At 73.3% G+C, this 23,633-nt stretch carries 22 protein-coding genes and 1 pseudogene; 8 read left to right on the forward strand and 15 right to left on the reverse strand.

The window, feature by feature from the left end:
• Window positions 1-16 precede the first annotated feature (16 nt).
• The 3 genes from ACZ4FV_RS13955 to abc-f all read right to left on the reverse strand — a co-directional run bounded on the left by ACZ4FV_RS13955 (window position 17) and on the right by abc-f (window position 2,986).
• Complete coding sequence (locus tag ACZ4FV_RS13955) at window positions 17-202, reverse strand: hypothetical protein (protein ID WP_395868259.1); 186 nt, start codon at window positions 200-202, stop codon at window positions 17-19.
• Between the two features lie 262 nt (window positions 203-464).
• A complete protein-coding gene (locus tag ACZ4FV_RS13960; protein WP_395868257.1) occupies window positions 465-1,352 on the reverse strand; it encodes a Vgb family protein in 888 nt (295 codons plus the stop codon).
• Window positions 1,349-2,986 (reverse strand): ribosomal protection-like ABC-F family protein, encoded by a 1,638-nt coding sequence (gene abc-f / locus ACZ4FV_RS13965; protein WP_465322691.1) that lies wholly within the window; start codon window positions 2,984-2,986, stop codon window positions 1,349-1,351. The genes ACZ4FV_RS13960 and abc-f overlap by 4 nt, the downstream gene beginning before the upstream one ends.
• 260 nt (window positions 2,987-3,246) lie before the next feature.
• Here abc-f and ACZ4FV_RS13970 point away from each other — a divergent pair, with 260 nt between their 5' ends.
• Window positions 3,247-3,855, forward strand: a complete 609-nt coding sequence (locus ACZ4FV_RS13970) for a TetR/AcrR family transcriptional regulator (protein WP_395868253.1) — start codon at window positions 3,247-3,249, stop codon at window positions 3,853-3,855.
• An 88-nt stretch (window positions 3,856-3,943) separates the two neighbouring features.
• Here the strand turns inward: ACZ4FV_RS13970 and ACZ4FV_RS13975 are convergent, their stop codons facing one another.
• Window positions 3,944-4,744, reverse strand: a complete 801-nt coding sequence (locus tag ACZ4FV_RS13975; protein ID WP_395868251.1) for an APH(3') family aminoglycoside O-phosphotransferase — start codon at window positions 4,742-4,744, stop codon at window positions 3,944-3,946.
• 108 nt (window positions 4,745-4,852) lie between these two features.
• Here ACZ4FV_RS13975 and ACZ4FV_RS13980 point away from each other — a divergent pair, with 108 nt between their 5' ends.
• Entirely contained in the window at window positions 4,853-5,377 is a 525-nt protein-coding gene (locus ACZ4FV_RS13980; protein WP_395868249.1) for an O-acetyl-ADP-ribose deacetylase, read from the forward strand.
• A 35-nt stretch (window positions 5,378-5,412) separates the two neighbouring features.
• Here ACZ4FV_RS13980 and ACZ4FV_RS13985 read toward each other — a convergent pair whose 3' ends face one another.
• Entirely contained in the window at window positions 5,413-6,438 is a 1,026-nt protein-coding gene (locus ACZ4FV_RS13985; protein ID WP_402230098.1) for an acyltransferase domain-containing protein, read from the reverse strand.
• Complete coding sequence (locus tag ACZ4FV_RS13990; protein ID WP_395868439.1) at window positions 6,435-6,956, reverse strand: GNAT family N-acetyltransferase; 522 nt, start codon at window positions 6,954-6,956, stop codon at window positions 6,435-6,437. The genes ACZ4FV_RS13985 and ACZ4FV_RS13990 overlap by 4 nt, the downstream gene beginning before the upstream one ends.
• Window positions 6,957-7,114: 158 nt before the next feature.
• Here ACZ4FV_RS13990 and ACZ4FV_RS13995 point away from each other — a divergent pair, with 158 nt between their 5' ends.
• Complete coding sequence (locus tag ACZ4FV_RS13995) at window positions 7,115-7,858, forward strand: SDR family NAD(P)-dependent oxidoreductase (RefSeq protein ID WP_395868245.1); 744 nt, start codon at window positions 7,115-7,117, stop codon at window positions 7,856-7,858.
• 92 nt (window positions 7,859-7,950) lie between these two features.
• Here ACZ4FV_RS13995 and ACZ4FV_RS14000 read toward each other — a convergent pair whose 3' ends face one another.
• Both ACZ4FV_RS14000 and ACZ4FV_RS14005 read right to left on the reverse strand, forming a co-directional pair.
• The gene (locus ACZ4FV_RS14000) at window positions 7,951-8,475 is read right to left on the reverse strand and encodes an HD domain-containing protein (RefSeq protein WP_395868243.1); all 525 of its coding nucleotides are present in this window, start codon (window positions 8,473-8,475) and stop codon (window positions 7,951-7,953) included.
• Window positions 8,476-8,497: 22 nt separating this feature from the next.
• Window positions 8,498-9,298, reverse strand: a complete 801-nt coding sequence (locus ACZ4FV_RS14005; RefSeq protein WP_465322692.1) for a L,D-transpeptidase family protein — start codon at window positions 9,296-9,298, stop codon at window positions 8,498-8,500.
• Between the two features lie 259 nt (window positions 9,299-9,557).
• On the opposite strand from ACZ4FV_RS14005, the gene ACZ4FV_RS14010 reads away from it, so the two are divergent.
• Window positions 9,558-10,487 (forward strand): Gfo/Idh/MocA family protein, encoded by a 930-nt coding sequence (locus ACZ4FV_RS14010; RefSeq protein WP_465322693.1) that lies wholly within the window; start codon window positions 9,558-9,560, stop codon window positions 10,485-10,487.
• A 45-nt stretch (window positions 10,488-10,532) separates the two neighbouring features.
• On the opposite strand, the gene map is transcribed toward ACZ4FV_RS14010, so the two are convergent.
• A complete protein-coding gene (gene map, locus ACZ4FV_RS14015) occupies window positions 10,533-11,300 on the reverse strand; it encodes a type I methionyl aminopeptidase (protein WP_395868237.1) in 768 nt (255 codons plus the stop codon).
• Between the two features lie 47 nt (window positions 11,301-11,347).
• Between map and ACZ4FV_RS14020 the strand changes: the two genes are divergently transcribed.
• Complete coding sequence (locus tag ACZ4FV_RS14020; RefSeq protein ID WP_395868235.1) at window positions 11,348-11,614, forward strand: helix-turn-helix domain-containing protein; 267 nt, start codon at window positions 11,348-11,350, stop codon at window positions 11,612-11,614.
• A gap of 123 nt (window positions 11,615-11,737) precedes the next feature.
• Here ACZ4FV_RS14020 and ACZ4FV_RS14025 read toward each other — a convergent pair whose 3' ends face one another.
• Window positions 11,738-12,484: a TetR/AcrR family transcriptional regulator gene (locus ACZ4FV_RS14025; RefSeq protein ID WP_395868234.1), complete on the reverse strand. Its 747-nt coding sequence runs from the start codon at window positions 12,482-12,484 to the stop codon at window positions 11,738-11,740.
• Between the two features lie 37 nt (window positions 12,485-12,521).
• Window positions 12,522-14,096: an MFS transporter gene (locus ACZ4FV_RS14030; protein WP_402230102.1), complete on the reverse strand. Its 1,575-nt coding sequence runs from the start codon at window positions 14,094-14,096 to the stop codon at window positions 12,522-12,524.
• A 206-nt stretch (window positions 14,097-14,302) separates the two neighbouring features.
• Between ACZ4FV_RS14030 and ACZ4FV_RS14035 the strand changes: the two genes are divergently transcribed.
• The gene (locus ACZ4FV_RS14035; RefSeq protein WP_395868231.1) at window positions 14,303-15,166 is read left to right on the forward strand and encodes a phosphotransferase family protein; all 864 of its coding nucleotides are present in this window, start codon (window positions 14,303-14,305) and stop codon (window positions 15,164-15,166) included.
• Between the two features lie 81 nt (window positions 15,167-15,247).
• Here ACZ4FV_RS14035 and ACZ4FV_RS14040 read toward each other — a convergent pair whose 3' ends face one another.
• Window positions 15,248-16,861: an MFS transporter gene (locus tag ACZ4FV_RS14040; RefSeq protein WP_465322694.1), complete on the reverse strand. Its 1,614-nt coding sequence runs from the start codon at window positions 16,859-16,861 to the stop codon at window positions 15,248-15,250.
• A 210-nt stretch (window positions 16,862-17,071) separates the two neighbouring features.
• Between ACZ4FV_RS14040 and ACZ4FV_RS14045 the strand changes: the two genes are divergently transcribed.
• Window positions 17,072-17,746, forward strand: coding sequence for a TetR/AcrR family transcriptional regulator (locus ACZ4FV_RS14045; protein ID WP_465322695.1), 675 nt, complete (start codon window positions 17,072-17,074; stop codon window positions 17,744-17,746).
• Here the strand turns inward: ACZ4FV_RS14045 and ACZ4FV_RS14050 are convergent.
• Window positions 17,743-20,322, reverse strand: a complete 2,580-nt coding sequence (locus tag ACZ4FV_RS14050; protein WP_402230294.1) for an ATP-binding protein — start codon at window positions 20,320-20,322, stop codon at window positions 17,743-17,745. The genes ACZ4FV_RS14045 and ACZ4FV_RS14050 overlap by 4 nt on opposite strands.
• A 696-nt stretch (window positions 20,323-21,018) precedes the next feature.
• Window positions 21,019-21,774 (reverse strand): annotated as a pseudogene (locus ACZ4FV_RS14055) (AfsR/SARP family transcriptional regulator); the annotation flags it as partial.
• Between the two features lie 258 nt (window positions 21,775-22,032).
• Here ACZ4FV_RS14055 and ACZ4FV_RS14060 point away from each other — a divergent pair.
• Entirely contained in the window at window positions 22,033-22,908 is an 876-nt protein-coding gene (locus ACZ4FV_RS14060; protein WP_395868226.1) for an alpha/beta fold hydrolase, read from the forward strand.
• Window positions 22,909-22,962: 54 nt separating this feature from the next.
• Here ACZ4FV_RS14060 and ACZ4FV_RS14065 read toward each other — a convergent pair whose 3' ends face one another.
• A complete protein-coding gene (locus ACZ4FV_RS14065; RefSeq protein WP_395868224.1) occupies window positions 22,963-23,625 on the reverse strand; it encodes an HAD family hydrolase in 663 nt (220 codons plus the stop codon).
• Window positions 23,626-23,633: the final 8 nt, after the last annotated feature.

A 23,633-nucleotide genomic window follows, 5' to 3' on the forward strand; every position in this document is an offset into this window, starting at 1 on the left:
GGACATCCGATCCGGCCTAGCGCTCCTTCGGGGGCTTCGGCGAGAGCAGCAGACCGAGCACCAGCAGTCCGCCACCGATGTCCTCGGGCGCGAACAGCGGCGCGTCACTGATGGTCGTCTCCTCCTCGATCATGAGCGTCGCGACGGTACCCGCCTGGGTCGGCGTAACCGGCGTGGACTGGCGCATGTGTTGAGTAAGCATCAGGTGCTCCCTGATCGTGACTTCAATCGCCGGGCTCGACGATGCCCCCGTGCTTTCGACCATAGGCACTTTTTATGGGCGTTTGCATTATTTGCCGGTGAGTCGCGGGTGTGATTCCCCCGTATGCGCGGGCGCGTTCCGGGCGCGGGTCGGGGGCGCGCGAGGGGAGTGCGGGACGGGCGGGGGTGGGTCGGTCGGACGGGCCCGGCTCTTTCGCCGTAACCGCGTGAATCCGCGCTCACCAGCGGGTTTTCGGCGTCGGTCAGGGGGTGATCCGGGCCAGGGCGCCGATTTCCAGGGCGACCCAGATCGCGCCGTCCGCACCCTGGGCGAGGCCGTGCGGTTCGGCCGCGGGTGTCGGCAAGTCGTACTCCGTCAGTGTGCCTTCCACGGCGAGTCGGCCCACCCGATTGGCGCCCCATTCGGTGAACCAGCAGTTGCCGTCCGTGTCGAGTGCCACCGCGTGCGGGCGGGACTGCGGGTCCGGCAGCGGGAATTCGGTGATTTCCCTATTCGGGCCGAGTCGGCCGATCGCACCCGCGCCGATCTCGGTGAACCACAGCGCGCCGTCCGGGCCGGACGTGATTCCGACCGGCGCCGCGCCCTTGGTGGGCAGCGCGTGGATGCTCACCTCGCCGCTCGTGGTGATACGTCCGATCGCGTCGGCGGCGTTCAGCGTGAACCACAACGCGCCGTCGGCGCCGGTGGTGATCGCGGACGGGAACGCGTCCGCGATCGGCAGCGCGAAGCCGGTGACCCGGCCGGTCGGGTCGATCCGACCGATGCGGTTCGCGGCCGTCTCGGTGAACCACAGCGCGCCGTCCGGGCCGGCGGTGATCCCGAACGGGCCGGATCCGGGGGTGGGCAGGTCGAAGTGGGTCACCGCGCCGGCGACGGTGATCCGGCCGATCCGGTGGGCCTTGTACTCGGTGAACCACAGCGCGTCGTCGGGACCGGTGACCAACACGGTCGGTCCGCAGCCGGGGTCGCCGAGATCGTGGAGGGTGGGTGTCCCGGCCGGGTCGACTCGGCCGATGCGACCGGCGTGCACGAGGGTGAACCACAGTGCGCCGTCCGGGCCCGAGACGATGGCGTAGGGGCCGGAGTCGGGCCCGGCGACCGGGAGTTCGCGGATGTCGGGGGTCGTCATACGAGCATTCCCTCGGTCAGGTGGATCCGGGTGCCGATGAACCGGTCGCGCAACGTTCGGTCGTGGGAGACCACGACCAGGGCGCCGGAGTAGGCGTCGAGCGCCCGCTCCAGTTCCTCGACCAGCGTGGGGGAGAGGTGGTTGGTCGGCTCGTCCAGCAGCAGGACGTCGGCCGGTCGGTCCAACAGCCGTGCCAGGGCCAGGCGTTGGCGTTGGCCGACGGACAGCGTGCCGACCCGGGTGCCGAACGTCTCGGCGGGCAGCAGGCCGCCGGCGAGCAGTCGGTCGCGGTGCTCGTCGAGATGGCCCGGGCGACCGGCCGCGTAGGTGGCGAGCACCGTGCGTGACGGGTCGGCGAAGACCGGGTCCTGGGCCAGCCGGCCGATCCGGCCGCGGCGGCGCACGGTGCCCGTGTCCGGTTCCAGGACACCGGCCAGGACCCGCAGGAGGGTGGTCTTGCCCGCGCCGTTGGCGCCCTGGACGAGCAGCCGATCGCCCGCCTCGATCCGGAGGTCGTGGACGACCAGGCGATCCGCGACCCGGACGTCGTGGGCCTCGATCAGCACGCCCGAGGCCGCGCCGGTGGGGATCCCGGTGCTGAAGCGCAGCGGTTCGGGCGGTGCGATCACCGGGTTCGCCCGCAGTCGGCGCAGCCGTTCGCGGCCCTGGCGGACCCGGCTCGCCACCGAGTTCTGCACGCGGCCCGCATTGCGGTCGTAGGCCATCTTGTTGTTGTCCTTGGCGGCCCGTCCCGGTGCGACCCGGTGCGCGGTGGTCGCGGCGAAGCCCTCGACCTCGCGGATCTCGCGGCACCAGTCGGCGTACGCCTGCGCGCGGCGGGCGCGGTCGGCGAGCCGCGCCGCGTGGTAGGCGGTGTAGTCGCCGCCGTATCGGGTCACGGTGCCCGCCTCGACCTCGACGATCGCGCGGACCACCCGGTCCAGGAACAGGCGATCGTGCGAGATCGCCACGACGGTGCCGGGGTGTTCGCGCAGGCGATCCTCCAGCCAGGTCAGGGACGTCGCGTCGAGGTGGTTGGTGGGCTCGTCGAGCAGCATCACCTCGGGGGCCGAGGCGAGCAGGCAGGCCAGGCCCAGGCGGGCGCGTTCGCCGCCGGAGAGCGCGTCGAGGCGGCGGCCGGGCGGGATCGCGCCGAGACCGAGGGCCTGGATCGCCCGGCCGGTACGTGCGTCGGCGTCGTAGCCGCCGCGCGCCTCGAAGGCGGAGAGCAGGTCGCCGTACTCGCTCAGCCGCGCCTCGGTCAGATCGGCCTCCACCTCGCGCAGTCGGCGCTCGATGGCGCGCAGGTCGGCGAGGGCGGCGTCGATGGCCTGCCGCACGGTGTGGGTGCCGGGCAGGTCGAGGGTCTGGCCGAGGTGGCCGATGCCGCCGGTGCTCGTGACGGTCACGGTGCCGTCGTCTGGGGTCTCCAGGCCGGCGATCAGGCGCAGCAGCGTGGACTTGCCGGAACCGTTCTCACCGACGATGCCGACCCTCTCCCCGGGTTTTACGGTCAGTGAGACGTCGGTGAGGACCGGGTGGTCGGCGTAGGTCTTCGCGACGTTACGCAGTGTGAGCTGGGTGGGGCGGCCGGTGCGGGTGCCGGTGGTGGCAGTGCTGCGGCTGGGGGACAAGAGGGGACTCCAGGGGGTGCTGCGGGCGGGTCGGCGGGGTGACGGTGTTCGTTGCCCGGGTCATGGCTGCGGCGCTCCCTGGTGGGTCGAGTGGTGTACGTGGACGGCTGGGCTTCCGAGAAGCTAATGCAACTCCGTTGCGTTAGGATGAGTATGACGGATGGAGAGGCGCTAATGCAACAGGGTTGCTTTTGGGTGTCGTGGACGGGGCCGGAGGTCCGGGTTCGGACGGTTCGGTCGGTCCGGACGGGCGGCGGCGGGTGAGTGGCGTCGGCGCGGTGCGGCCCGGTGGGCGGACCGCGCGGACGCGGGACGCGGTACGGCGGGCGACGCTGGCCGAGCTGGCCGAGAAGGGCTTCGACGGGCTGACCGTGGAGGCCGTCGCCGCGCGCTCGGGGGTGCACAAGACGACGGTCTACCGCCGCTGGCGGAACGCGGCGGGGCTGGCCGCCGACGCGCTGGACCTGGCGGCGGAGGAGTCGTGGCCGTTGCCGGACACCGGCACGATCGGCGGCGACCTGCGGGCGATCACCGCGCTGGTGGTGGCCGGCTTCGCGGACCCCGAACGCGGACCCACCGCGCGGGCGTTGGTGGCCGCCGCGGTGCACGAGCCGACCATGGGCGCGGCCCTGCACGGATTCCTGATCGGCAGGCTCGGTCAGGCCGAGGCGGTGGTCGAACGGGCGGTCGCGCGAGGCGAGTTGCCGGTGGGTACCGATGCGGGCGAGGTGGTCCGGGTAGCCGTCGGCGGGCTGTACTACCGGTTGTTCATCACGCACGAGCCGGTCGACGCCGGCCAGGCGCGGCGCGCGGCGGACGCGGCGGTGGCGGCCGCACGCGCGGGGGTCTTCGTGCTCGACCGAGCCTGAGCGGGTGAGCCGGCCGAGCGGGTGGCGATCGCCGGCGACCCGCGCCCGTGCCGGGTGGGTGGGTGGTGCCGGCCGGATGGTGCCGGGTTCAGCAGAACTCGTCGAGGAGACGGTAGAACTCCAGACGCTTCGGGTCCAGGGTGCCCTGCGGGTCGTAGCGGGCCAGGAAGCGGGCCGCGTGGGCGGGGGAGTACTGCGCGTCGTCGTCGTTGTGGAGGCTGCGGGTGAGCAGGGCCGGGTCGGCGTGGCGGTCGGCGCGGCCCAGGCGGCCGAGGTCGATCAGGCCGGTGACCTGCACGGTGTCCGGGTCGAGCAGGACGTTGGGCGGGCAGTAGTCGCCGTGGCCGACGACCGGGTCCTCGGTGGTCGGTACGGTCGCGGTCAGCTCGGCGAGGAGTTCGGGGCCGGTCCATCCCAGGCGGTGTTCGTCCAGGTCCTCCAGGTCGACCAGGCCGGCCGTGACCGCGTACTCGGCGGCGGGGATGGCTACCGCGAGACTGCGATCGAACGGGCAGTCGGCGAGCGGGAGTTCGTGCAGGGCGCGGGCCATGTCGGCGAGCGCGTCGACGACCGCGTCGCGTTGCTCGGCGGGCCACGGGTCGGCCGCCGAGCGGCCGGGCACGGCGCGGGTGAGCAGCCAGCCGTCGCACGCGTCGACGTCGTACTCGAGAATCTCGGCGACCGGAAGCCCCTGCTTCGCCGCCCACAGACCTCGGTCCACCTCGGCGGAGAGATGGAAGCCGGAATCCGGGTGGGAACCGGGCGCGCCGACCTTGAGATAGAACTCCTCACCCCGGCGCCGCAATCGGTGAACCCCGGCCCCGGACTTGCCAGCCGTGACCGGTTCCCACGTGTAGGCCGCGAACCGCCGTCGAAGATCGTCCGTCATCCCCCCATCCTCACCCGAGCACTACCCCGACCGCCGGCGGATTTTCCCCCGCGCCCGGTGGCCGGGCGTCGACCCCGAACCGGCATCCGGAACCGACATGATGGGGCCATGATTCGGATCGCGTTGGTTCTGGGTGACATCACCGAGCAGGACGTGGACGCGGTGGTCACCGCCGCCAACGCGTCGCTGCCGGGCGGCGGCGGGGTGGACGGGGCCGTGCACCGACGCGGTGGACCGGCGATCTTCGAGGCGTGCCAGGAACTGATCGCCTCGACCTACGGCCCGGGTGGCTTGCCGACCGGCGAGGCGGTGGCGACCACGGCGGGCGCGCTGCCGGCCCGATGGGTGATCCATACGGTCGGCCCCGTACACGGCGAGGACGAGGACGGAGTGGCCCTGTTGGCCGCCTGCCACCGCGCGTCGCTGCGCGTCGCCGACGAACTCGGCGCCGGCACGATCGCTTTCCCCGCGGTGTCCACCGGCTCGCACGGATGGCCCCTCGACGAGGCCGCCGCGATCGCGATCCGGACGGTGGTCGACGCCGAGACCGCGCTGACCGAGGCCCGTTTCGTGCTCTTCGACGAGGACACGTACGCCGCCTACGCGGCCGCCCTGGCCGGGACGGCGCACTGAACCCGGGCGCCCGGCAGGGGGGCGGGGTGGTGGGGTCAGAGTTCGAACCAGCCGGTGCGGCTGTGCCAGTGCCGGCCGGTGCGGAGGTGGTCGCCGATGGCGCGTTGGAGGGTGGTGTCGCGGGGGAGGGACTCCGGGGGCAGGTCCGGGTCGCCGAAGACGAAGCCGATCGGGGCGGTGTCCTCGGGCGGGTGGTCGGCCGGCTCGGTGTGCAGGTGGAAGCGGCGTTGGAAGCGGATGATGTTGGCGTGTTCCGGGAGGTATTCGCGCAGTTGCGGATCCAGCAGCCACGAGCCGCAGACCGCCACCGCGTAGCGCTCGGTCGGGAAGTGGCGCCGGAAGAACTCGCGGGCCAGCCGCAGCGATTCGTCGCACGCGGCCGGGGTCAACGGTCCGTGGAAGTCCGGGATGTGCAGCGCCAGCGCCGGATCCTCGGCCCGATACGGCAGTCCCAGGGCGGCGGCGCTCGCGGCGGCCCGACCGAGCAGGAACGAGCGTTGGAACTGCAAGCGACCCAGTTGATAGAGCTCACCGCGAAAGTGCAGCCTGGGCCAGTGCAGCGCGAGCAGACCACCGATGCCGCGCCGACGCCGGTGCACCGCGACGTGCCGGCCGAGGTCGGCGAGCGTTCGGCGGGACACCTCGGGCGGGATGCCGAGGGAGCGGTGGTAGGCCAGCACGTACGGGCGCGCGGCGACGAACACGTAGACGTGGAACCAGCGGCCGACCGCACCCCACGCGGGCGGCAACGGTGGGACCTCCCGGTGCGCCTCGACCGTGCCGACATCCGTGACCAGGGCCCGCACGGCGCGTTCGAACAGCTCGCGCACCTGCGGGTCGGCGAGCAACGCCGCACGGGTGGCCACGAGTTCGTTGAAGTCCTCGTGCGGGACGGACAGGTCCAGGAGTACCTCGACCAGTTCGTCGTCGGCGGGCAGGGCCACCTCGACGCCGGTGTCGAAGCCGGCCAACGTGTCGACCCAGGCGGCCAGGCGCGGATCCGCGCGGAGCGGTTCCCAGGCATCCGTCGCCGGTCCGCCCGGCCCGAGCGGCCCGGTCACGCCGAGGGTGTGCGCAGGTCGACGGAACAGAAGACCTTGTCGTAGCGGGTCGTGCCGATCGCGACGAAGTCGTGCAGCCGGCCGTACTCGACGAAGCCCAGCGAGCGGTAGAGGTGCAGCGCGTTGTCGTTGTCGCCGCGTGCGTCGAGGGTGAGGATCTCGATGGCCTCGGCGCGCGCGTCCTCGATCAGCGCCGCCGTCAGCGACCGGCCGATCCCGCGACCGTGCGCGGACCGGGCCACCGCGAGCTTCTCCAGATCGGCGTTGGGCCGGTGGGTGGGCCGGGTGTACCGGCGCCAGTAGCCGAAGCCGAGCAGTTCCTCGCCCGAGTACGCGAACCGCAGCGCAGCGTCGCCGGAACGCTGGGCCCGGGCCAGCTCGGTGAGCAGCGCGGCCACCTCGGCGAGCGGCGGCGGGTCCACCCACCCGAGCGCCGCACCGCCCAGGACCAGATCGGTCAGGATCGTGTGCACCGGTTCGGCCGCGCGCTCGGCGGCTTCCGGTCCGCGCAGCACGATCCGCCGGGTGTCTTCGTACTCGTCTGGGTTCGCGCCCGCATCCGCCGCCGTTCGGGCGGATGCGCTCGCGTTAACGTTCACCGTCACGGAGGCAAGGCTATTGAGTCCGGTGGATCGTGCGGAACGGGCCGGCGGGCGGGATCCGGCAGACTGTGCGGGTGAGTGGAACCGTTTTGGTCCTCGGGGGCCGCAGTGAGATCGGGTTGGCGGTCGCCGAGCGGCTGGCCGCGCGTGGGGCGCGGACCATCGTGCTGGCGGCGCGTCGCAGCTACGACCTCGACGAGGAGGAGGCGCTGCTGCGCAAGGCCGGCGCGCCGCATGTGGATCGGGTCGAGTTCGACGCCGACGACCTGGCCGGGCACCGCCCGATGCTGGACGAGGTGATCGCCCGGCACGGCCCGCTCGACGTCGTGGTCACCGCGTTCGGCATCCTCGGCGATCAGCGCCGGGCCGAGTCGGACGCGGCACACGCGGTCGCCGTCGTGCACACCGACTACACGGCGCACGTGAGCATCCTCACCCACCTGGCCACGGTGCTGCGCGCGCAGGGACACGGTCGGTTGATCGTGTTCTCGTCGGTGGCGGGTGTGCGGGTGCGGCGGGCGAACTACGTGTACGGCTCGGCCAAGGCCGGCCTGGACGGTTTCGCGAGCGGCCTGGCCGACGCGCTCGCGGGGAGCGGGGTGCGGCTGCTGCTGGTCCGGCCCGGCTTCGTGGTGGGACGGATGACCGAGGGCATGTCGCCGGCGCCGCTGTCCAGCACACCGGATCAGGTGGCCGACGCGACGGTCCGGGCGCTGCTGCGCGGGAAGGGCGAGGTGTGGGTGCCGGCGGCGCTGCGGCCGGTGTTCGCCGGAATGCGGGTGTTGCCTCGGCGGGTGTGGCGCAGGTTGCCGCGCTGAGTCTTCCGGTGCGAGACGGGCGGGGGTGGGCCGGCCGATCGCGACGACCGTACTGGTCGTACTGGTCGTCATGACCGTGCCGGTCGTGCCGGTCAGAGCAGCAGCGTGTCGGTGTCTATCGAGGTCAGGAAGTCGTCGAGGACCTGGAAGATTTCCCACTCGGGGCGGCCGGAAGCGGTCGCGAGCAGCGCGACCAGGCCCTGTTCCAGGGCCTCGACGCGCTTGCCCTTCCATGCCTTGTCGGCCAGGCTCACGAGCAGTTCGTCCGGATCGTCGGGATTCCATGCCGCGTGGGTGCGGGCGAAGCGGGCCCGGGCGGGCGGGACGCCCTGGGCGGTCAGCAGGTCGTAGCCCGCCTGTTCGTGGCACGAACCGGGCCCGGCCAACTCCTCCGGATGCAGGGTCTTGCCGATGTCGTGGGTGGCGGCGCCGAACAGCACCGCGTCGCGGTCGAAGGCCAGTTCCGGGCAGGTCGCCGCGACCCAGTCGCACAGCCGGTACGCGACGTCGTGCACGATGCGCAGGTGTTCGACCAGGCGTGGGCAGGGGGTGAGTTGATCCAGGAGAGTGGCCACTTCGGCGGGCAGCGGACGGAGCTTGGCGGAGGTCACCCGCACAGCGTAGGAGTCCGCCGAGGCATCAGGAAGCGGGCCCGCCCAGGGTCAGCGTCCACGCGTCGCCCATCAGCACGACCGGGTGCGCCGCCGGATCCAGTGTGCGCAACAACTCCACGACCCCTTCGGCGGGCAGCGTCACACAGCCGTGGGTCGGGCCACCGTGGTCGATGTGCAGCCAGATTCCGCCGCCGAACGCGTCGCCGCGCGGGCGCTCCGGGTCCAGCGGAGAGGTGCCGCGAACCCGGTTGTAGTCGATCGCGATCACGTGGTCGAACGTGCCCGCCAGGGGTTCTCCGGCGAAGCCCGTGCCGTCGATGGCGAAGTCGTCGGATCGGTCGTACGACAGCCTGGTGCCGGGGTCGGGCTCCAGCCCGCCCGCGTCGGTGAGCGTGTACACGCCGATCGGCGAGCGCAGGTCGTCCACGTGGTGGTCGGGCGTCCAGCCGAGCCGGCCATTGTGCGCCGGCCACGTCCCCCGGGGTTGCCAGCCGTTCGGTTCGCGGGTCCAGAACGAGGCGGCGGCCGAGTCGCTGTCCCGGCTCTCGCCGACGACCAGCAACAACTGGGTGGTCTCGACCGGGATTTCGGCCGCCCAGCGGGGCCCGACACCGGGCGGGACGGCGATCGGCGGCGTGGGTGGCTCCGGGAACGGAACACCGGCCGGACCCGGGTCCGCTCCGCCGGCCGCGCCCACGCCGATGCCCGCCGCCGCGTTCGCGTGCAATTGTGCTCCGGCGGCGGCCGCGGCTCGGGCGGCGGGCCCGGTGAGCAGGGTGAGGGCGACCGGTGCGGCACGGAACAGCGAGCGTCGGGAGATCGTCATTCGTCCACGACTACCCGCTCTCCGGGAACCACTCGTGCAGGGTGGGCGGTGTGTCCACGGGCATCACCCGGTCGGCCGTGTCGGGTGTCACTCGTCCGTGGACGTGAGGTGACGTACGGCCGCGCCGATCGGGCCGGTGAACCGCGACCGTGCCGATCGGGCCCGCGTGCCGTCGGATCGGCGGAGCCGGTTCGGGTGGGCGTGGTCTGATGGGCCTGGTCGGCTGGGTGGGTCGGGGTTCGGTGGTGGAAGGGGAAGTATGCGGGTCGGGGTGTTGGGAGTCGGGCGGATCGGGGCGTTTCATGCCCGGGCGTTGGGTGGGATCGAGGCGGTCGAGCGGGTCGTGGTCGCGGACGCGGACCACGCGCGGGCCGAGGCGTTCGCCGCGCAGGCCGGGGTCGAGGCGGCGGGGCTGGACAAGGTGTACGGCTTGGTCGACGCGGTCGTGATCGCGGCGCCGACGGCGGTGCACGTGGAGTTGTTGCGACGGGCCGCCGACGCCGGGTTGCCGATCCTGTGCGAGAAGCCGATCGCGCTCGACCCGAGGATCGCGGGTGATGCCGTCGGGTATGTGGAGGCGCGTGGCGCCGGGTTGCAGGTGGGCTTCCAGCGTCGGTTCGATCCGATGTACGTCGCGGCGCGCGAGGCGGTGCGCGCGGGCACGCTCGGTACGGTGACCCGAGTGCACGCGGTGAGTGTGGACCGCCGGCCGCCGCCGCCAGAGTTCGTGCCCACCTCGGGTGGGATCTACCGGGACACGCACATCCACGACTTCGACATCGTGCCGTGGGTCACCGGCGTGCCGATCGTCGAGGTGACCGCGATCGGCGCGAACCGGGGCGCGGCGGTGTTCGGCGAGAACGACGACGTCGACGTCTCGGCGGTGCTCTTCCGCCTCGCCGACGGCACCCTGGGCACCGCGCACGCGGGCCGCGACCACGAGCCGGGCTACGACGTGCGCCTGGAAGTGGCCGGCACGGACGGTACGCACGCGTGCGGCGGAGTCACCGAGGGCGACTTCCTCACCCGATTCGGCGACGCGTACCGCGCCGAACTCGCCGCCTTCGTGTCGATGGCCGCCGGCCGAACCCCGAGCCCCTGCCCCGGCCCGGCCGCCCTCGCCGCCCAGGCCGTCGCCGAAGCCTGCGTCGTCTCCCGCCGCGAGGGCCGCACCGTGCGCGTCGGGTAGCGGCTGCCGCGGGCCGCGCTCGTGGCTCGCCGCTGCCGCGGGAGGTCAGGGGAGGGTCAGGATCTCCGGGCCGGAATCGGTGATGGCGATGGTGTGTTCGATGTGGGCGGCTCGGCTGCCGTCGACGCTGTGGATGGTCCAGCCGTCCTCGGCGGTGAAGCAGCGGTCCTTGCCCCCGGCGATGAGCATCGGTTCCAGGGCCAGGGCCAGACCCGGGCGCAGGAGCATGCCCCGGCCCGGGCGGCCTTCGTTGCGCACGTGCGGGTCCTCGTGCATCGTGCGGCCGATGCCGTGGCCGCCCAAGTCCTGCGGCATGCCGTAGCCGGCCTCGCGGGCGACCGCGCCGATCGCGGCGGAGATGTCGCCGAGCCGACCGCCCGGGACGGCCGCCGCGATGCCCGCCTCCAGTGCGCGGCGGGTCGTCGCGATCAGTTCGAGGTCGCTCGGGCGCGGCGTGCCGACCGTGAAGGTGATCGCGGCGTCGCCGGTCCAGCCGCGCAGGGTCGCGCCGAAGTCGACGCTCAGCAGGTCGCCGTCGCGCAGCCGGTAGTCCGTCGGGATGCCGTGGACCACGACGTCGTTGACCGACGCGCAGATCACGCCAGGAAACGGCACCGGCGCGGACCAGGGTTTGTAGCCCAGGAACGGGGACGTGGCCCCGGCCTCGCGCAGCACCGCGTGTGCGACCTCGTCCAACTCCTTGAGCGACACGCCGATGGCGGCGGCCTTGCGGGTCGCCTCCAGGGCATTCGCCACGACACGGCCGGCCTCGCGCATCGCGGCGATTTCGGCTCGGGTTTTGATCTCGACCACGAGGTCCCTCCTCGACCAATTCTTATACCGGTATTAGTATCATGGTCATGGTCCGAACCCCACTGACCCCACTGGAGCGCGAGCGCGGCCTGCATCTGGGCGCGTTGTTGCGCGGTGCGCGCGGAGAGCGCAGCATCGGCCACGTCGCCATCGCGGCGGGTCTGTCGCCGGAAACGCTGCGCAAGATCGAGACCGGCCGCGCGCCCACACCGGCGTTCTTCACGATCGCCGCGCTCGCCCTCGAACTGGGCCTGTCCCTGGACGAGGTCGCGACGGCGTGCGCGATCCCGGACCCGGACGTGCTCTCGGCTTAGGTTCCGCCCGAGGCCCTGCCCCGTGCACGGGCCGGTCGCGTCCGCGGCTCGTCCCTGCCCACGGCCCGTCCCGTCCAGGCCCGGTCCCGCCCCGGGCCTCGGCGCCGTCCGGCGGGCTCGGGCTCAGCCGGTCGGTTCGCCCGCCCGGTCCACCGGTGTGCCCGGTCGGTGGATCAGTGCCTGGATGCTCGCGATCAGCAGGTCCACCGTGAAGGCGAACTGTTCGTCGATCGAATCCACCGGGACCGACGCGGCGATCCGGCCCGTGGTGGGCAGTTCGGCGCTCGCGGCCGGGCCCGGGGGCAACCACGCGGCGGGGGCGGCGTCCCAGGTCTCGGGGTCGAGGTCGGCGGGCGGAGCGTCGTGCCAGGCGTCGTTGAGCCGCACGAACGCCGCGACCCGCAGCACCAGTTCGCGGAAGATCCGGTTCGCGGTGACCAGGTCCAGGCCGATCGCGACCAGGAAGGTCAGGATCGCCTCGTTGTTGCGCAGTGTGCGTGGGTGGATCGCGGCGGTCAGGTTCTCGTCCACCGCGATGGTCACCGCGCGCGGGTGTCGGCGATACCACGCGCGCATCCCCGCGCACAGCTCGCGCACGCTCTCGGCCGGGCGGGCCGGGTCCAGTTCGGGTACCAGCCAGTCCGACTGCCAGGCCAGCGCGGCCAGTTCGAGTACGGCCCGGCGGTCCGTCGCGTAGTTGTACAGCGCGCGCGGCGACACGCCCAGGTGCGCGGCGAGCGAGCGCATGGTCAGTTCCGCCCCGCCGTCGCGCGCGACCAACTCCAGCGCGGCTCGGCCGATGCCCTCACGGGTCAGGGTCGGTCGACCGCCGCGATGGGTGGGGCGCTTGCGGGTGGGGCCGGTGGACATGACGCCCAGGATAGGCCGGGCCGATCGGCGACCCGCGTCACGCCGGGGCATCCCGGGGGACCAGGTCGCGTTGGCGGACCAGGATCAGTGCGACGGCGGCGGTGGCCAGGGCGAGCGCCGCGACGCCGTACATCACCACCGAGGCGCCCGCCGCGTACGCGTGCTCGATCGCCCCGGTCACCGCCTCGCCGCCCCGGGCCGGCGTCAGATCCCGGACCCGGTCCGCGTCGCCGTTCCGCGCGGCGGCCACGATCCGTTCGCGGACCGCGTCCGGGACCCCGGCCCGCGCGCCGACCACCGCGTCGAACCGGGCGGCGAACGGCACGCCCAGCACCGCGATCCCCACCGCCGCGCCGATCGGGAACAGCCCGTTCGCCGTTCCGGACGCCATGCCGGCCCGCTCGGCCGGCACCGTGTTCACCGCGATCGACATCACCGGACTCGACGCGAGGCCGCTGCCCACGCCCCACACCAGCAGTCCCGGCAGGAAGTCCGGCCAGGACGCGTCGGGGGAGAAGCTCAGGCCCATCAGCAACGCGCCCAGCGCGAGCGTGGCGAAGCCCGCCGCGATGATGTGCGCGGCGGCGAGCCGGCTTTGCAGACGCCCGGCGACCAGGCCCAGGCACAACTGCGGGATGAAGATCGGCAGCAGGAGCAGGCCGGAGGACAGCGGGCTCAGGCCCAGCGCGCCCTGGAAGTAGAGCAGGAAGTACACCGACGAGCCGACCGTCACGAACCGGGACAGGAACGAGATGGACAGCGCGCCGACGAAGGTCGGGATGCGGAACAGGGCCAGGTCCAGCATCGGCGCGGGCACGCGCCGCTCGATCGTTACGAAGGCGGTCGACAGCAGTGCGGCCGCCGCGAATCCACCCACCGTCAGCGGGTGGGTCCAGCCCTGTTCGGCGCCGCGGGTGACGGTCAGGTTGAGCAGGCCCCACATGGCCACCAGGGTCGCCGCGCCCACCCAGTCGATGCGACCGGCCGACGGTGCGGGCCGGTCCCGGGGCAGCCGGGTCGCGGCGAGCGCGAACGCGCCGATCCCGATCGGGACGTTGACCAGGAACATCCACCGCCAGTTCGCCACGTCCACCAGCACGCCGCCGAGCAGCGGGGCCACCGCCGCACAGGCGCCGAGTGTGGAACCCCAGGTGGCGATGGCCATGTTGCGTCGCTGCCCCTGGTACGCGTTTGCGATCAGCGGCAGGCCGGTGGCCAGGAGCATCGCCGCGCCGATGCCCTGGACGCCGCGAAAGGCGTCCAGGACCAGGACGTTCGGGGCCAGCCCGCAGGCGAGCGAGGACAGCGTGAACAGCGCGATGCCGGTCAGGAAGACCGGACGCCGGCCGATCCGGTCGGACACGCTGCCGGCGGTCTGGAGGAACGCGCCGAAGGTGAGCGAGTAGGCGACGATCACCCACTGGAGGCCGGCCAGCGACCCGTTCAGGTCGTCCTGGATCCGGGGCAGGCCCACCGACACCATCGTGATGTCCACGACCAGCAGCACCGAGGCCACGGTGACCAGGAACAGCACCACGCGCGAGCCGTCGGCGGCCCCCGTCGGGTCGGTCGGATCCGTTGTACTCGCGGTATCTGCGCGTGCGTCGGCCACGCCGCCACCCCCGGGAATCGAAACGAAGTAAGGCTTGCCTAAGTCATCCTGGCAAGTGCGTGTGCTTAAAGTCAACGTGTGTGAAATTCAAGCTCGGCGGTCGGCCTGGCAGGCTTGTCCGCGGATCGCCGCGCGCGGCGGGTCGGGGTCGCGATGCCGGGCTCGGCCGGACGCGCGGCCGACCCCGACGAACAGGAGCCCCGCCCGTGCCCGTGCCCATGCCGAACGCCGAGACCCTCGTCTGGGTGCGCGAACTCGTCGGCGACGTCCCGATCGAGCCCATGGGCGAAGGCGCCAACCGGCTGTACGGCGTCGGCGACCTGGTTCTGCGGGTCTTCCACAATGCGGAGCGATTGACCGCGGACCCGTGGTACCGACCGGAGCAGGAGGCTCGGGTGCTGCGATTGCTCGCCGATACCCCGGTCCCCGCACCGGAGTTGATCGCGGCCCGACTCGAGGGCCCGGCTCCGGCGCTGCTGACCACGCGCGTTCCCGGCGCACCGGAGCCGCCCGCCGACCCGGCCGTACTGCTCCGGCACGCCGCCGAGTTGCTGGCGACCATCCACGCGGTGGACCCGGGCGACGCGGGTTCGGCGGAGTACGCGCCCTACTACGACCCGGCGGTCGACGGCGCGCGGACCGTGCCGACCTGGACCACCCGCCCGCACGTGTGGCGGCGCATGCTCGACGCGCTGGCCGAGGAACCCCCGTACGCAGCAACGGGTTTCATCCACCGCGACTTCCACGCCCAGCAACTCCTCTGGGTGGGCGAGCGGATCGGCGGCGTCGTGGACTGGACCACCGGCTGCGTCGGTCCGCGCGGCATCGACCTGGCCCGGATCCGGCTCAACCTGGCGCTGAGCCACGGGGTGGCCGTCGCCGAGGAGTTCCTGCCCGCGTACGCCGAGGCGTCCGGTCGGACCGACGACCACCACCCCTACTGGGATCTGCTCGACGCGGGCGACGCGCTGCTGGACTGGCCGGAGCCCAAGACCCGCGAGGAACTCGTCGAGTGGCAGCGCTTCGAGGCGTGGGTCGGCCGCGCGGTACGGACCCTGCCCAGGGGCTGAGGCGGTCCGAGACCGCGGACCCGGGACAGCCGAAGGGCGGCCGACGCGAGGTCGACCGCCCTTGTCCGGTGTGCCGCCGACTCAGCCCATCGACTCCTTCTCCCGCTCCGGCGTGTCGACACCCGCGTCCGTCACGTCCGCGCGCGCGGCCTGGGTGCGGGCCCGGTTCGGCAGGATCAGACCGACCAGGACGGTGCCCGCGGCGAGCACGATGCCGCCGACCAGGCTGGTGTGCGCGACCGCCTGGGTGAACGCGTGGTCGGCGGCCTGGACCAGCGCCTGTGCCTGCTGCGGACCCGCGACGCGGCCGACCTGCTCGGCCGCGGCGAGCGCGCCGCCGATCGAGTCCGTGGCCACGTCCATCGCGGCCGGGGGCAGCTTGCCGTCGACGGCCTCGGTCAGCTCCGACTCGTACGAGGTGGCCAGCACCGAGCCCAGGATCGCGATGCCCAGCGCGCCGCCCAGTTCCACCGCGGTGTCGTTGACGCCGCCGCCCGCGCCCAGTTCGTTCTCCGGGAACGAGCCCATGATCGCCTCCGTGCAGGGCGACACGCTCAGGCCGATCGCGACGCCGAGCAGCAGCAGCGGGGCGAGGAAGTCGCCGTAGCCCGAGCCGTCCGAGACGCGCGTCATCAGCAGTACGCCGACCGTGCCCAGCGCCATGCCGGTGGTCACCGTCACGCGCATGCCCAGCCGAGGGGTGAGTTGCCCGGTGGCGATCGCGCCCAGGCACACCGCGCCGGCCAGCGGGAGCAGTCGCACACCGGTCTCCAGCGGGGTGTACCCGAGCACGAACTGGAGGTGCTGGGTGAGGAAGTAGATCGCGCCGAAGGTGCCCAGGAAGAACAGCAGGACGGCGAGCATCGAGCCGGAGAACACCCGCTCGCCGAACTTGCGCAGGTCGAAGATCGGGCGCGGGTGCCGCAGTTCCCAGGCGATGAACGCGCCCAGACCGATCACGAAGACGACCAGCGCGGTCACCGGGCCGGTGCCCCAGCCGAAGTGCGGGCCCTCGATGATCGCGTACACCAGCGAGCCCAGCGTCGCGATCGAGAGCGCGCCGCCGACCAGGTCGAGTCGGCCGTAGTCGTGCGCCTTCGACGGCGGGACCACGAACAGGGCGGCGACCACGGCGATCAGCGCGACCGGCACGTTGATCAGGAATGTGGAGCCCCACGCGTGGCTCTCCAGCAGCCAACCCGCGAGCAGCGGGCCGAGTGCGATGGCCAGACCCGAGGTCGCGGTCCACGCGGTGATCGCCTTGGCCCGCTCGCCGCGCGGGAAGGAGGCGACCAGCAGGGACAACGTCGCGGGCATGATCACCGCGGCGCCCAGGCCCATCACCGCGCGGGCGATGATCACGCCCGAGGTCGAGTGCACCAGGGAACCGCCGACCGAGCCCGCGGCGAAGATCACCAGGCCGGTGATCAGCGCGCCGCGCCGGCTGTACTTGTCGCCGATCGCGCCCAGGATCAGCATCAACGCCGCGTACGGCACGGTGTAGGCGTCGATCACCCATTGCAGGTCGCGCCCGGACAGGCCCAGGTCGCGGGTCATGTCGGGAGCGGCCACGATCAGCGACGTGTTGGCCATGACGATGATCAGCAGGCTCAGGCACAGCACGCCCAGGGCCCACCAGCGGCGTGAGTACGGCCGTTCCATCCGGTCGACCGGCGTGGTGGCGAATACGGACATCGGAACGCCTTTCGGAGCAGGCGGCCGGCGCAGCCGCGGTATTTGCACAACGATGTGCAACTTAGTTGATTGCACAGTGCTGTGCAAATATGAAGGAACGAGTCGGGGTGAATCCGACGATTCGCCGCCACACCGCTTCGGTGTGTCGCGTCGCTGCCGTTGAGTGCGGATTTCTGGCAGGCTCCAGGTCACCCCAGAGAGGAACGCGCGATGCAGACGAAACCGGGAGCCGAGCCGGCTCCGGCCGGAGCCGGCCACGAGGAGGCCGGGTCCGCCGCACCGCCGCGTCGGCGCAACGCGCAGTCCAACCGGGAGCGCATCCTCGCGGTGGCCAGGACCGAACTGATCCGTGACGCGGACGCGTCGATGGACGACATCGCGCGGGCTGCGGGCGTGGTGCGGCGCACGGTGTACGGGCACTTCCCCAGCCGCGAGGCACTGGTCGCGGGGCTGGCCGAGGAGGCCCGCCGGGACATCCTGGGCGCGGTCGAGGACGCGACGCGGAGCGAGGACTCGCCGGATCAGGCGCTGGCCCGGTTCGCCCTTGCCGCGTGGCGCGGCGGCGATCGATACCGGCTGCTGATCAGCTTCGCCCAACGCAATCTGGGCGACGGCGGGATTCCGGCGATGCTGGCTCCGGTACGGGAACGCTCGATCGCGCTGATCACCGCCGGACAGCGGGCGGGCGTGTTCGCCGACCACCTGCCCGCGCCGGTGCTGGCGCTCGCGCTGGAGGGCATGTGTGTCGCGCTGCTCCAGGGGGTCAACGAGGACATGCGGGTGACGGCGGCGGACCAGGCGGTGGCCTCGCTGGTGGCGCTGGGCGTGCCGTCCGAGCGGGCGATCGACGTGGTCGCGCGGGTCGTGGCGTCGGACGACGTCTAGGGCTCGGGGTCTGCCCGGGTTGCGGGACCGATCCGGTCGTCGCCGGATTCGGTCAGGGCGGCCCGGATCGCGGTGATCCAGTGTGGTGCCGCGACGTGGTGGGCCAGGTCCAGCGCCCGTCGGTAGTGTTCGCGGGCCTCGGCGGGGCGGCCGGTCGCGGCGCACAGGTCGCCCAGGTGTCGGGCGACGGGTCCCAGGGTGAGCAACCCACTGCCCGCGCCCGCCAGTTCGGCCGCCGCGGGCAGCAGCGCGGCGTGGATCAGGGCCATCGCGGGCCGATCGTCGAGCGCGACGGCGGCCCGGGCGGCCAGGCACAGACGGGCCTCCAGGAGCAGGTCGCGCGGTGACTCGGGGAGCCGCCGGAACGCCTCGGCCGCCGCGTCCCGGTGCCCGGCCGCGAGCAGTTCGAGGGGGCGGATCCACGGCGTGTCCGGGCCGGGCGCGACCTCCGGTGTCGGCTCGACCGGGCGATCGGCCTGGACTCGCAGGCAGGCGAGCGCGAACGGCAGGAAGCCATCCGCCATTCCGAGCATTCCGGTCCCCGGCAGCCGGGCCGCGAGCTTCCGGTACGCGGCCGCCGCCCCCGGGCGGTTCGCGACGGTCAGCCGCAGCGCGGCGTAGCCGTCGGTGAACACGGACACCAAGGGGAGCTCGTAGCGCTCGGCGATGTGGTCGACCGACGCGGCGTGCCGGTCGGCGGCGGCGAAGTCGGCCCGGGCGGTGTGTGCCTGGAGCAGGATCAGATGGGCGAGCACCTCGAACGCCGGCAGTTGCCGACGGTGTGCGAGGTCGAGCAACTCGGCACCGATCGCCGCGCGTTGGGCCGCGAGGCCGGCCCGTTCGAAGGTGTGCAGGAAGCGGCCGTCCAGCGCGAAGGCGAGCAGGGCCGGGTCGTCGACGCGGCGCGCGATCGCCTCCGCCTCGCGGGCCGCGTCCCGACCCCGGTCGCCGGTGGCGCCGCGCAGCTCCAGGGCGAGCGTGCTCAGCAGCCGGCCGCGTGCCTCGTCCGCGTCGGGAGGCAGTGCGGCCAGGGTGCGTTCGGTGGCCACGACGATACGGCGGGCCGATTCCGGATCGTCGGTGCGGGGCCAGATCGCCGGCACGTCGAAGGCGCCGATCACCCGTGCGGTCCGCGGCGCGTCCCCCAATTCCTCGGCGGCGGCGACGGCTTGGTCCCGATGCCGGCGGGCCGCGCCCAACTCGCCCGCGAAAGCCAGCGCCCGGACCAGGCCCATCACCGCGTCCAGTCGGGCCCGGAGGCGGTCGGCGGTGGAACCGGCCTCGGCCGAGGCGTGATCCCACGCGTCGACCGCCGCGCGCCACCACCGGGCCGCCTCGTGCGGAGCGAACCGCCGTTCGGCCCGTTCGGCGGCGGCCCGGGCGTAGTACGCGGTGCGTTCGGCCGGCACCCGGCCCTCGGCCCGAACGAAATGGTGGGCGAGCGCGTCGACATCCTCGGGGCGCAGGCGTTCCAGGGCGTGTGCGGCGGCGGCGTGCCGGCGGGCGCGGCGGGCGCGCGGCAGGTCGGCGTACAGCGTGTCGCGAACCAGGGCGTGCGCGAAACGCACCCGGTCCGGGCCCGCGTCGAGCAGGAAACCGGCCGGCAGCGCGAACTCGACCGCGTCCAGCGTGGCCTCCTCGTCGCCGGTCAGTGCGATCAACAGGTCCAGGTCGACGTCCAGGCCGAGCACGGCGGCGTGCCGGAGCACCGCGCGGGACGCCTCGGGCAGACCGGCCAGCCGATGCCGGATCACGTCCCGCACGCCCACCGGGACGTCTGCGAGCGCGTCGGCGTGCGCATCGGAGTCGGCGAGCAGCCGGGCAAGTTCGCGGACGAAGAACGGATTGCCCGCGGTGCGCCGGTGGATCGCGCGCGCGGTCGGGTCGTCCACATCCCGACCGGCGGCGGCCCGGACCAGCTCGCGAACGTGCGGTTCGGGCAGCCCGGCCAGTTCGACCCGGATCGGCTCGGCGCGCGCGATCCGGCCGAGGGCGTGCGCGAGTGCGGTGGAGACCTCGGTGTCCCGGTAGGTGCCCAGCACCAGCACCGGGCGGTCGAGGGGGTGTGCGGTCAGCGCGGTGAGCGCGGCGAGGGTCTGCTCGCCGGCCCAGTGCAGGTCGTCGAGAACCAGCAGGAGCGGCCCGTGCGCGGCCACCTCGGACAGGTGCGCCACCAGCGCCAGGTAGCGGTGGAACCGGGCGGCGGCCGGATCGGTGGGCGGCCGATCCGAATCGGGGTCGGCGGCGCGCGGGTCGAACGGGCGGCCGGTTTCGGCGCGCGACGGGTGGGGCGGGTGACCGGCCTCGGTGTGCGACGGGCCGAACGGGTGGCCGGCCTCGGCGAGTTCGGTGCCGATCTCGATCCACGGCCAGGCGGCGGGCGCGTCGGCGTACTCCGCGCTCCGCCCCCACGCCGTGGTCCAGCCGCGCTCGGCCAGGTGCCGGGTCAGCGCCTGGGCCAGCGCGGTCTTGCCCGCGCCGGCCTCACCGGAGATCAGCGCCGGCCGGAGCCGGCGGCGCGCCGCGACGGATTCGGCGGTCGCGGCGAGCCGGTGCAGCTCGGCGCCCCGACCCACGAAGAGCGCGTCGGGCGACGGCGCGCCCGTGATGGCCGGAGGCGCGGGTACGGGTGCGGGTACGCCGGCGCGGGCGGGACGGCCGTTCGGGTCGGGGGCAGGACGTGCGTCCCGGACCGTCGCCGCGCCTGCGGGCGGTGTGGTGCGCGGCTTCCGGTCGCCGGTGGGACACGGGGGCGACGAGGGCGGCGTGACGCGCGGTGGCGGGCCGTGCGGCTGCGCCGGCGGGTCGCCGGGGGTGGGTTCGTCGGGCGAGTGCGCGGGCGGTGCCGGGGTCCCGGTGGTGTACGAACGCGGCCGGTCATTGCCGGGATTGTGCTCGTCGGGTGAGTGCGCGGGCGGTGTCGGGTGTGGTGCCGGACTCTCGGCGGGGTGCGGGCGCGGCGGGTTGCCGATGGTGGGTTCGTCGGGCGAGTGCGCGGGCGGTGCCGGGGTCTCGATCGGGTGCGGGTGTGGTTGGTCGGCCGAGGTGCGTTGGTCGGGCGAGTGCGCGGGTGGTGCGGGGCTCTCGGTGGCGTGGGAGTGCGGCGGGTTGCCGATGGTGGGGTCGTGGGGTGGGTGCGCGGGTGGTGCCGGGGTCTCGATCGGGTGCGGCTGTGGTTGGTCGGCCGAGGTGTGTTCGGCGGGTGGGTGTGTCGGTGGTGTCGGGTGTGTCGGCCGTGCGGCTCGGCTGTACGGGAGGCGGGTCGTGCGGTTCAGGTGTGGTGCCTGGCGGAGGATGTCGGTTTCCAGTCGGCGCAGGTCGGGGCTCACGGTCAGGCCCAGTTCGGTGGCGAGTGCCCGGCGGGTTCGGCGAAGCAGTGCGAGGGCGTCGGTCCGGCGGCCGGTGCGGTACAGCGCCAGCGCGAGCAGGGCCCAGGCATCCTCGCGCCACGGGTGTTCCCGGACATGCGCCTCCAGGTCCGGCACCGTCTCGGCGGCCCGGTTCAGGGCGAGCGCGGCGCGGGCCCGCCGTTCCACCGCGAGCAGGCGCAGCTCGTCGAGTCGGGCCACCTCGCCCAGCGCCCAGGGCTGTTCGGCGAACTCCGCGTAGGCGGGTCCGCGCCACAGTGCCAGCGCCGCAGTGATCCCGGTGAGCGCGGGGTGCGGCCGGTCGGCGTCGAGCAGGTGTCCGCATTCCTGTACGGCCGCCTCGAATCGCCACGCGTCCACCGCGTCGGGGGCGGGCCGCAGCGCGTAGCCGGGGCCGGCGGTGACCAGCAGGCCGGCGGGTGCGCGCGGGGCCCGGTCGGGCTCGACGGCCCGGCGCAGCGCGGAGACGAAGGTGCGGATGGTGGCCACGGCGCTCGCCGGCGGGTCCGTCCACAGGTCGTCGACGAGCCGGTCGACCGGCACGACCCGGCCGCGGGCGATCAGCAGCCGGGCCAGTACCGCGCGATGTCGGGGGCCCTTGAGGTTCACCGGTGCGTGCGCGTCCTCGGCGGTCACCGGGCCGAGTACGACGAAGCGCACCGACGACGTCACGCCACACCCTTCTCCGGTCCCGCCCGATCCCGGCCAACCTATCCCGGAGCCGGCGAACACCCTGCTCGGCGCGGGTGCCAGGCGCGTCGTGGACGCCGGATCGGGGTCGGGTCCGATGCCGCCGGCGGCGGTCGCGCCGATGTCGCTCATCGGGTGCTCATCGATCGCTGATCCGCGGGCCGCAGGCTGAAGCCGTCCAAGATCCGCCGTGCCGACTCGGTCGGCACGCCCACCGAAGGAAGACCGATGACCCTCAGGATTCCCGATTTCGACTACCGCCGGGTGGCCGTCGACGACGGCGTCGCGCTCAACGTCGCCGTGGGCGGGTCGGGCCGCCCGGTCGTGCTGTTGCACGGCTTTCCGCAGACCCATCTGATGTGGCGGCATGTCGCGGCAGACCTGGCCGCCGACCACACGGTCATCTGTCCGGACCTGCGCGGCTACGGCGACAGCGACAAGCCGGTGGACCGGGACGGGCTGACCTACGCCAAGCGCACGATGGCCGCGGACGTGGTGACGCTCGCCCGCGCCCTGGGCCACGAGCGGTTCGCGCTGGCCGGCCACGATCGAGGTGCGCTGGTCGCGTTCCGGACCGGGCTCGACCACCCGGGCGCGGTCCGCCGATTGGCGTCGTTGGACGTACTGCCGACCCTGGACATGTGGGACGTCCTGCACGGCACCTCGGCCGCCGTCGGCTTCCACCTTTATCTGATGGCGCAGCCGGTCGGGCTCCCGGAGCAGTTGATCGCCGGCAGCCCGGACGCCTTCTTCGGCCACTTCCTGGACCTGTGGAGCAACGATCCGGCGGCGATTCCGGCCGACGTCCGGGCCGCCTACCTGCGGGCCTCGCGGGAGGCGATCCCCTCGATCGTGGCCGACTACCGCGCGTCGGCGCTGATCGACGTCGAACACGACGAGGCGGATCGGCGGGCGGGGAATCGGCTGCGGATGCCGGTGGCCGTACTCCAGCAGGACTGGGGTGCCGCGTTGGGCTTCGACGCGGCGGCGCGCTGGCGGGCGTGGGCGCCGGACCTGCGGCACACCACGATGTCGTGCGGACACTTCATGGCCGAGGAGGCGCCCGCACAGGTGGCCGGCACCCTGCGCGAGCTCTTTCGCTGAGCGACCCCGGCCCCAACCCCCGAACGGGGACGCGGCTCCGAATCGACGTACGGATCAGCCCAGGTCGGTGATCAGGGCGGGCAGGTCGCGCATGGACTTGAACACGGTGGTGCCCGGACCCTCCAGGAGGTGCGGCGCGATCAGGTCCGTCGTGTAGGCGAAGGCGCGCATCCCGGCCGCGCGGGCGGCGAGCAGGCCGTTGACGCTGTCCTCGACCACGACGCAGTGCTCGGGGGCCACTCCCATGCGGCGGGCGGCGTGCAGGAAAACGTCGGGTGCGGGCTTGCCGTGGGCGACCTCGGTGGCGCTGAAGATGCGGCCGGCGAACCGCTCGTACAGCCCGGTGCGGCCCAGGGTGTGCGCCATCTTGTCGTGGCCGCCGCTGGACGCCACGCACGTGGCGAGACCGAGTTCGGCGAGGGTGTCCACGGCGTACTCGATGCCCTCGACCGGGCTCAGCGCGGCGTCGACCTCGACCCGGTGCCGGCTCTCGAAGCCGCGTGTCCACTCGGCGGCGGTGTCCGCTCCGACGCGCTCGGCGATCTGCTCGGCGATCGCCGCCGAGGAGCGGCCGACGAAGCGCTCGACCACCTCGGCCGGGGTGAGCGGCCAGCCGTGCTCGGCGCCGAGCGCCACGTGTACGCGGATCGCGATCGGCTCGCTGTCCACCAGGACGCCGTCACAGTCGAAGATCACGAGTCGAACGGAGTTGATCATGACCGGAG

Source organism: Embleya sp. NPDC025285 (assembly GCF_055558835.1).

Excerpts from the sequence above, each read along its gene's own strand:
- ACZ4FV_RS13955 (WP_395868259.1), bottom strand. The coding sequence starts at position 202 with ATGCTTACTCAACACATGCGCCAGTCCACGCCGGTTACGCCGACCCAG.
- ACZ4FV_RS13960 (WP_395868257.1), bottom strand. The coding sequence starts at position 1,352 with ATGACGACCCCCGACATCCGCGAACTCCCGGTCGCCGGGCCCGACTCC.
- ACZ4FV_RS13975 (WP_395868251.1), bottom strand. The coding sequence starts at position 4,744 with ATGACGGACGATCTTCGACGGCGGTTCGCGGCCTACACGTGGGAACCG.
- ACZ4FV_RS13980 (WP_395868249.1), top strand. The coding sequence starts at position 4,853 with ATGATTCGGATCGCGTTGGTTCTGGGTGACATCACCGAGCAGGACGTG.
- ACZ4FV_RS14005 (WP_465322692.1), bottom strand. The coding sequence starts at position 9,298 with ATGACGATCTCCCGACGCTCGCTGTTCCGTGCCGCACCGGTCGCCCTC.
- ACZ4FV_RS14010 (WP_465322693.1), top strand. The coding sequence starts at position 9,558 with ATGCGGGTCGGGGTGTTGGGAGTCGGGCGGATCGGGGCGTTTCATGCC.
- ACZ4FV_RS14020 (WP_395868235.1), top strand. The coding sequence starts at position 11,348 with ATGGTCCGAACCCCACTGACCCCACTGGAGCGCGAGCGCGGCCTGCAT.
- ACZ4FV_RS14025 (WP_395868234.1), bottom strand. The coding sequence starts at position 12,484 with ATGTCCACCGGCCCCACCCGCAAGCGCCCCACCCATCGCGGCGGTCGA.
- ACZ4FV_RS14040 (WP_465322694.1), bottom strand. The coding sequence starts at position 16,861 with ATGTCCGTATTCGCCACCACGCCGGTCGACCGGATGGAACGGCCGTAC.
- ACZ4FV_RS14045 (WP_465322695.1), top strand. The coding sequence starts at position 17,072 with ATGCAGACGAAACCGGGAGCCGAGCCGGCTCCGGCCGGAGCCGGCCAC.
- ACZ4FV_RS14060 (WP_395868226.1), top strand. The coding sequence starts at position 22,033 with ATGACCCTCAGGATTCCCGATTTCGACTACCGCCGGGTGGCCGTCGAC.
- ACZ4FV_RS14065 (WP_395868224.1), bottom strand. The coding sequence starts at position 23,625 with ATGATCAACTCCGTTCGACTCGTGATCTTCGACTGTGACGGCGTCCTG.